We start from the raw sequence: 6,619 nt of genomic DNA, 5'->3' as shown, positions 1-6,619 counted from the left end.
TGAATCCCATCGGTGGCAGGCCATGAACGCGACCATCACCCCCTGTCGCGACGGTCAGAACACTACTGACCGGGGATTTCCCTGACACCTCGGACAAGCCGGTTGAGGAGAAGACATCTCATGCGATTTCTCTCCCGGGCGGACCCGCGCGACCCGGCCGCCCCGCGTTCACCGCGAGGAACGCGTGCACGGGCGCGTAGGCCGGGTTCGCGGCCCGGGAGGTCCCGCTCTCCCGCCCGGCCGGCCACCGCCGGCCTCCGCGCGCACCGCCCCCGCACGGCGTCGCGGCGCCGGTCGACGCCCGCCCGGCCCGCTCCCTCCCGCGGAGTTCCGGGACGGGCCGCGACGCGTGGGGGCCGGCGCCCGGAGCGGGGCGGGAACGGACCCGGCCCCGGTCGCCGGGCGCCACGGCGCCGCCGTGCCGGCCGCCGTCCGGGCGCCCCGCGGCGGGCCGACCGCGCCGCCGTCGTTCACTCGACGGAGTCCATGAAGGCCAGCATCCGGCGGTTGACCTCGTCCGCGTGGTCGATCTGCGGCCCGTGGCCCGTGCCGGAGACGATCTCGGCGCGGGCGGACGGCACCAGGCGCGGCACGCGCTCCACCTGCCGCCGCGGGTGCACGAGGAGGCTCCGCTTGCCGAGCACCAGGTAGAGCGGGGTGCGGATGGCGGACAGTTCCGCCTCGGACAGGGGCAGCGGGGCCGGACGGCGGATGCGGTACGCGCGGACGCCCAGCCGGATCATCGCCCGCAGCTCCGGCACGACCAGCACCGGCTGCTCCAGCCAGGCCGCCAGCCGTGGGCGCAGCGCCTTGGGGGCGGACGTCGCGAAGAGACTGGCGAAGATCCAGGCGAAGAAGCGCAGCCCCACCTTCTCCAGCCCGCCCGGGTCCAGCAGGGTGACCGAGGCGAGGCGGTCCGGCCTGCGGTGCGCCTGGTTCAGGGCCAGCCACCCGCCGTAGGAGGAGCCGACCAGGTGCACCTGGTCGAGGCCGAGTCCGGCGAGCGTCTCGTCCAGCCACCGGGCGGCGTCCTCGGGTCGGTGGAGGGGCTCGCGCTGCACGCTCCGCCCCGGATCGCCCGGCGTGTCGATCGCGTAGACGGGACGCTCGGCGCTGAGCGCGGGGGTGTTCGGGTACCACATCGCGGAACAGCTGCCCGCGCCGTGCACGAGGACGACGGGGGTGCGGGCCGGGCCGGACGGGTCGTCGGAGCCGTACCGGTAGACGTGCGTCGTCCCGAAGTCCGTCTCCACGTCGGTCTCCGCGACGGCCGGTGCCCCCAGGGCGAACACGGCGTCGCACGCGGCGAAGTACCGCTCCCGCAGGGCGTCGTTCACGTAGCGGCCGACGTCGGGCCGGGTACGGCCTCGGTCACGGGTCCTGGTCTCGGGCACGGTGCGCCACCTCCGGGGGGTCGTCTGTTCGTGATACGACCGTACCATCAAAATGATACGGCTGTACCATCAAGAGGGCCGGCCCGGTGCGGGCGGGCGGGACCCCTGGACGGGAGGCGCACACCGATGCCCAAGCGCGTGGACCACGCGGAACGGCGTACCGAGATCGCCGAGGCGCTCCTGCGCGTCGCGGGGCGGCGCGGGCTGCACGCCGTGGGGATGCGCGACGTGGCGGCGGAGGCGGGCGTGTCGCTGCGGCTCGTGCAGTACTACTTCGAGACCAAGGAGAAGCTGCTGCTCCACGGCCTCCAGCACCTGGCCGAGCGGTTCGGGGAGCGGGTCGCCGCCCGGATCCGGGCGGCCGGGGGCGACCCGGACCCGCGCGCGACGGTCGAAGCGCTCCTGATGGCGTCGCTGCCGTCCGACGAGGAGAGCCGCACGTTCCACCTCGTCTACACCTCGTACGCCGTGCTGGCCGTGACCGACCGGGCGCTCGCCGCCCAGCCGTTCATCCGGAACCCCGACGCCGCCGAGGACGCCCTGACCGGACTCCTGGACCGGGCCCGGGAGGCAGGGCTCGCCCGGTCGGACGTGGACGCCCGCCTGGAGGCGGTCAGCCTGCTCGCCATGTCCGCGGGGCTCGGCACCGCCGTCCTCGCCGGGCAGCGCACCCCGGAGTCCGCCGCCGAGGTCCTGCGCCACCACCTGGACCGGATCTTCCCGGGCGGGCGCCCCGCCGAGGCGTGACGGCCCGGGCGGCGCCGGACGGGCGGGTCCCGCTCGGGCCCGCCCGTCCGGTGCCATGCCCGTCCGGCACCGTGCCGGTCCGGTGCCATGCCCGTCCGGCACCGTGCCGGTCCGATGCCGTGCCCGTCCGGCGCAGCGCACGCCCGCCTACGGCGCCATCTCGTACGCGCCGGACAGCGCCTCGACGCGCTCCCAGACGCGCGCCGAGCGGGCCGTGTCGACGACCGGGCGGCGGACCGCGTCCAGGGCCCAGCGCTGCTGTTCCTCCGTGGCCGAGTCCTTGCCGTGCAGCTCGACGGCGTACGCGGAGAAGTCCCGTACGAGAACGGCGAACAGCTCGTCGAGCACGTCCTCGTCCAGGCCGGTCAGAGCCGCCTGCTCCAGGATCAGCTGGCCGTGCACGACCAGCGCGAAGAGCTGGCCGACGGCGAGCAGCAGGTCGAGGTCGCGGCTCTGCTCCTCGTCCGGGGCGGCCGTGGCGGCGAACGCGCAGAGGGCGTCCGCCTGCTCCCGGAAGCGGCCGACGTTCGACAGGTGCGCGTACGCGTCGAACGCGGGCCGCCAGTCGTGGAACCGGATGGCGCCCAGGCCGCGGGCCGGCCCCTGCCGGAAGAGGAAGGCGTCGTCGGCGGCGTCCAGGCGGGTCGGCACGGGAGCGTATCCGGCCGGGTCCAGCAGGTGGTTGCGCATGAACTTGAGGATCAGCGCCAGGTTGACGTGGACCGTGCCCTCCAGCTTCGGCAGGCTCCGGATCTCGGCGGCGGCCTGCGCGAAGTACGTGTCCTTCTCGAAGCCCTTGGCGGCGATGACGTCCCACATGAGGTCGACGACCTTCTCGCCCTCGGTGGTGACCTTCATCTTCGTCATCGGGTTGAACAGCAGGTACCGGCGGTCGTCGGGGCCCGCGGAGCGGAAGTAGTCGACGGCCCGGTCGCTGAACAGCTTCATCCCGACGAGGCGCACGTACGCGTCGGTCAGCTCGCGGCGCACGTGCGGGAACGCGGTGACGGGGCGGCCGTACAGGATCCGGTTGTGCGCGTGCGTCACGGCCTCGTACATCGCGTGCTCGCAGATGCCGATCGAGGCGGTGCACAGGTTGAACTTGCCGACGTTGACGGTGTTGAGCGCGGCGTCGAACGCGGCGCGCCCGGTGTGCAGGACGTCGTCGGGGCGGACCGGGTAGCCGTCGAGGCGGAACTCGCTGACGTACTTCGAGGAGTCGACGACGTTCTTCACCAGGTGGTACGCCGGGTGGCGGCTGTCGGCGGCGAAGAAGACGTACCCGTCGGGGCCCTCGACGTCCGTGCGGCGGCCGAAGACGGAGACGAGGCCGGCGGCGTTGCCGTTGCCGATGTAGTACTTGGAGCCGCTGGCGCGGAAGCCGCCCTCGCCGTCGGGCTCCAGCAGCATGTCGGTGGAGTAGATGTCGGCGCCGTGGCTCTTCTCGGACAGGCCGAAGGCGAACACCTCGCCCTGGGAGAGCAGTTCGGCGGCGCGGGCGCGGGCGGCGGCGTTGTCGCTCTGCCAGACCGGTCCGAGGCCGAGGATGGTGACCTGCCAGGCGTACCAGTAGTCGAGGCCGTAGAAGCCGAAGATCTCGTTGAGCGCCGCGATCCGGGCCGTGTCCCAGCGCCTGTCGGCGTGGCCCTCGGCGGCGGAGGCGGGGGTGAGGAAGGTCGCGAACAACTGCTCCTTCGCCGCGAAGGCGAGGAAGTCCGCCAGCCAGGCGCGCGAGCGGTAGTCCTCGATCAGCCTGCGCTTGCCGCGGGCCTCGAACCAGTCGACGGTGGCGCGCAGCAGCTTGCGGGTCTCCGGGTCGAAGTGCGCCGGGTCGTAGGTGCGCGGGTTGAACAGCAGGGGGTCGGCCATGCGGGGTCGCCTTTCCGGTTCGGGGGTGTGCGTGGTGGTGGGGTGCGGGGCGGCGCGGCGGGCGGCCGGGCGCCGCCGCGGGGTCAGCGGCCGGGGCCCAGCCGGTGGAGGGTGGCCAGTACGTCGTCGAGCCAGTCGATCATCATCCGCTCGTACGCGATCCCGCCGCGGAGGACCGCGTGCTGCAGCTCCCGGCCGGGGTCCGGCGGGGTCGGCGCGTCGGGCGCCGTGCCGAAGTCGCGCTCCTCGCCCGCCAGGTAGTGGGCGAGCCTGTCCCGGTGCATCCGCTGGTGCCGCTCGACCTCCCGGACCAGGGCGGCGGGGTCGTCGAAGGCCGCGCCCCGGATCTTCACGGCGAGGTCGTGCCGGACGCTCTCGGGTTCGATCGGGTCGTGCAGCCACCGGGAGAGGGCCTCCCGGCCCGCGGCGGCCACCGAGTACTCCTTCTTGTCCGGGCGCGTCCTCTGCGGCACGCCGCGCACGTCGACCCAGCCGTCGGCCTCCATCCGTTTGAGGACGCGGTAGATCTGCTGGTGGGTGGCGGTCCAGAAGTAGCCGATGGACCGCTCGAACCGCCGGGCCAGCTCGTAACCGGAGCCCGGCTTCTCCAGCAGGGAGACGAGGATCGCGTGTTCGAGCGCCATGCCGCGATCCTGCTATGCAACTAGTTGCATAGACAAGCCGGGCCGTCCCGGTGAGACGCGGCTCACGCGCCGGCGGGGAGGGGATGGGGGCGTCCGCTGGGCGGTGCCCGCCGTCCGGTCGCCGGGGTGTCGGCGGCTCCGGACGTTCCGCCGCCGTCCAGAGTATTGACGCGTACGTGACATGGCGTTGTTATGGGAGCGCTCCCATTTGATGTTCCGTACCCGAGTTCCCGGCGCTCACTTACTGGAGTCGCAGTGAGAACAGCACGAAGCACCACACCGAAGAGGTCCCCGGGCGGCCTGCTGGGCGGGCTGGCCGCCCTCCTCGGGCTGACCGTCCTCGCCACCCTCGGCCCGGCCGCCACCCCCACCGCCCGGGCGGCCGAGGCCGACCCGCCGTCCGGCGCGGCCGCCACCGGACTGCACATCCGCGACGGCCGCCTGCTGGAGGGCAACGGCAACGACTTCATCATGCGCGGCGTCAACCACGCCCACACCTGGTACCCGGGCGAGACGCAGTCGCTGGCCGACGTCAAGGCGCTGGGCGCCAACACCGTCCGCGTCGTCCTCTCCAACGGCCATCGCTGGACGAAGAACAGCCCCGCCGACGTGGCCGGCGTCATCGACCAGTGCAAGGCCAACCGGCTCATCTGCGTCCTGGAGGTGCACGACACGACCGGGTACGGCGAGGAGCCCGCGGCCGCCACCCTCGACCAGGCGGCCGACTACTGGATCGGCCTCAAGGACGTCCTCGCCGGCGAAGAGGACTACGTCATCGTCAACATCGGCAACGAGCCCTGGGGCAACACCAACCCCGCGGGCTGGACCGCGCCGACGACCGCCGCCGTCAAGAAGCTGCGCGCCGCCGGCTTCCAGCACACGATCATGGTCGACGCGCCCAACTGGGGCCAGGACTGGCAGGGCGTCATGCGCGCCAACGCCCGGACCGTCTACGACGCCGACCCCACCGGCAACTTGATCTTCTCGATCCACATGTACAGCGTCTTCGACACCGCCGCGGAGATCACCGACTACCTGAACGCCTTCGTGGACGCCGGGCTGCCGCTGCTCATCGGCGAGTTCGGCGGGCCGCCCGACCAGTGGGGCGACCCCGACGAGGACACGATGCTGGCCGCCGCCGAGCAGCTCCGCCTCGGCTACCTGGCCTGGTCGTGGAGCGGCAACACCGACCCGATCCTCGACCTGGCGATCGACTTCGACCCGGGCCGGCTCAGCGGCTGGGGCCAGCGCATCTTCCACGGGGTCAACGGCATCGCCCAGACCGCCCGCGAAGCGACCGTCTTCGGCGGGGCAGCCCCGGACGACACCCAGGCCCCGACCGCGCCCGGCACCCCGGCCGCCTCGGCCGTGACGGCCACCTCCGCGACCCTCACCTGGGCGGCCGCCACCGACAACGTCGGCGTCACCGGCTACGACGTCGTCCGCGTCACCGGCGGCACCGAGACCGTCCTCGCCGCCTCCACCACCCCCACCGCCACGCTGACCGGCCTCACCGCCGGCACCACCTACACCTTCGCCGTGTACGCCCGCGACGCCGCCGGGAACCGCTCGCCCCGCTCCGCCACCGTCACCGTCACCACCGAGAAAGACGGCGGCACCCCCGGCACGTCCTGCTCCGTCGGGTACCGCGTCGTCAACGAGTGGCCCGGCGGCTTCCAGGGGGAGATCACCATCCGCAACACCGGCACCACCGCCCTCAGCGGCTGGAAGCTCGGCTTCACCTTCCCGGACGGCCAGACCATCACCAACATGTGGGGAGGCACCCCCACCCAGAACGGCGGCGCGGTGAGCGTCGCCCCGGCCTCCTACACCTCCACCATCCCCGCCAGCGGCGCGGTCACCGTCGGCTTCACCGGCAGCAAGGGCACCACCAACACCGCCCCCGCCGCGTTCACCCTCGGCACCACCCCCTGCACCACCCCCTGACCCACCCGGTGCGGCGGC

5 protein-coding genes are annotated in these 6,619 nt (G+C 73.3%); 2 read left to right on the top strand and 3 right to left on the bottom strand.

Annotated features, from left to right (window positions below):
* Positions 1-470: 470 nt before the first annotated feature.
* Positions 471-1,442 (bottom strand): alpha/beta fold hydrolase, encoded by a 972-nt coding sequence (locus RND61_RS32170; protein WP_391654595.1) that lies wholly within the window; start codon positions 1,440-1,442, stop codon positions 471-473.
* A gap of 78 nt (positions 1,443-1,520) precedes the next feature.
* Between RND61_RS32170 and RND61_RS32165 the strand changes: the two genes are divergently transcribed.
* Positions 1,521-2,141 (top strand): TetR/AcrR family transcriptional regulator, encoded by a 621-nt coding sequence (locus tag RND61_RS32165; RefSeq protein ID WP_315881711.1) that lies wholly within the window; start codon positions 1,521-1,523, stop codon positions 2,139-2,141.
* A gap of 147 nt (positions 2,142-2,288) precedes the next feature.
* On the opposite strand, the gene RND61_RS32160 is transcribed toward RND61_RS32165, so the two are convergent.
* Positions 2,289-4,010 carry an acyl-CoA dehydrogenase family protein gene (locus tag RND61_RS32160; RefSeq protein ID WP_315881710.1) on the bottom strand — a complete coding sequence of 574 codons (1,722 nt, stop codon included), beginning with the start codon at positions 4,008-4,010 and terminating at the stop codon, positions 2,289-2,291.
* A gap of 83 nt (positions 4,011-4,093) precedes the next feature.
* Positions 4,094-4,654, bottom strand: a complete 561-nt coding sequence (locus tag RND61_RS32155) for a PadR family transcriptional regulator (protein WP_315881709.1) — start codon at positions 4,652-4,654, stop codon at positions 4,094-4,096.
* A gap of 255 nt (positions 4,655-4,909) precedes the next feature.
* Between RND61_RS32155 and RND61_RS32150 the strand changes: the two genes are divergently transcribed.
* A complete protein-coding gene (locus RND61_RS32150) occupies positions 4,910-6,601 on the top strand; it encodes a cellulase family glycosylhydrolase (RefSeq protein WP_315881708.1) in 1,692 nt (563 codons plus the stop codon).
* The last annotated feature ends 18 nt before the right edge of the window (positions 6,602-6,619 follow it).

The sequence above is a fragment of the Streptomyces tamarix genome, from assembly GCF_032423885.1.
GTDB lineage: Bacteria > Actinomycetota > Actinomycetes > Streptomycetales > Streptomycetaceae > Streptomyces > Streptomyces tamarix.
Note: the sequence above shows the minus strand (reverse complement) of the source record. Positions and strands in the feature narration are given on the sequence as shown.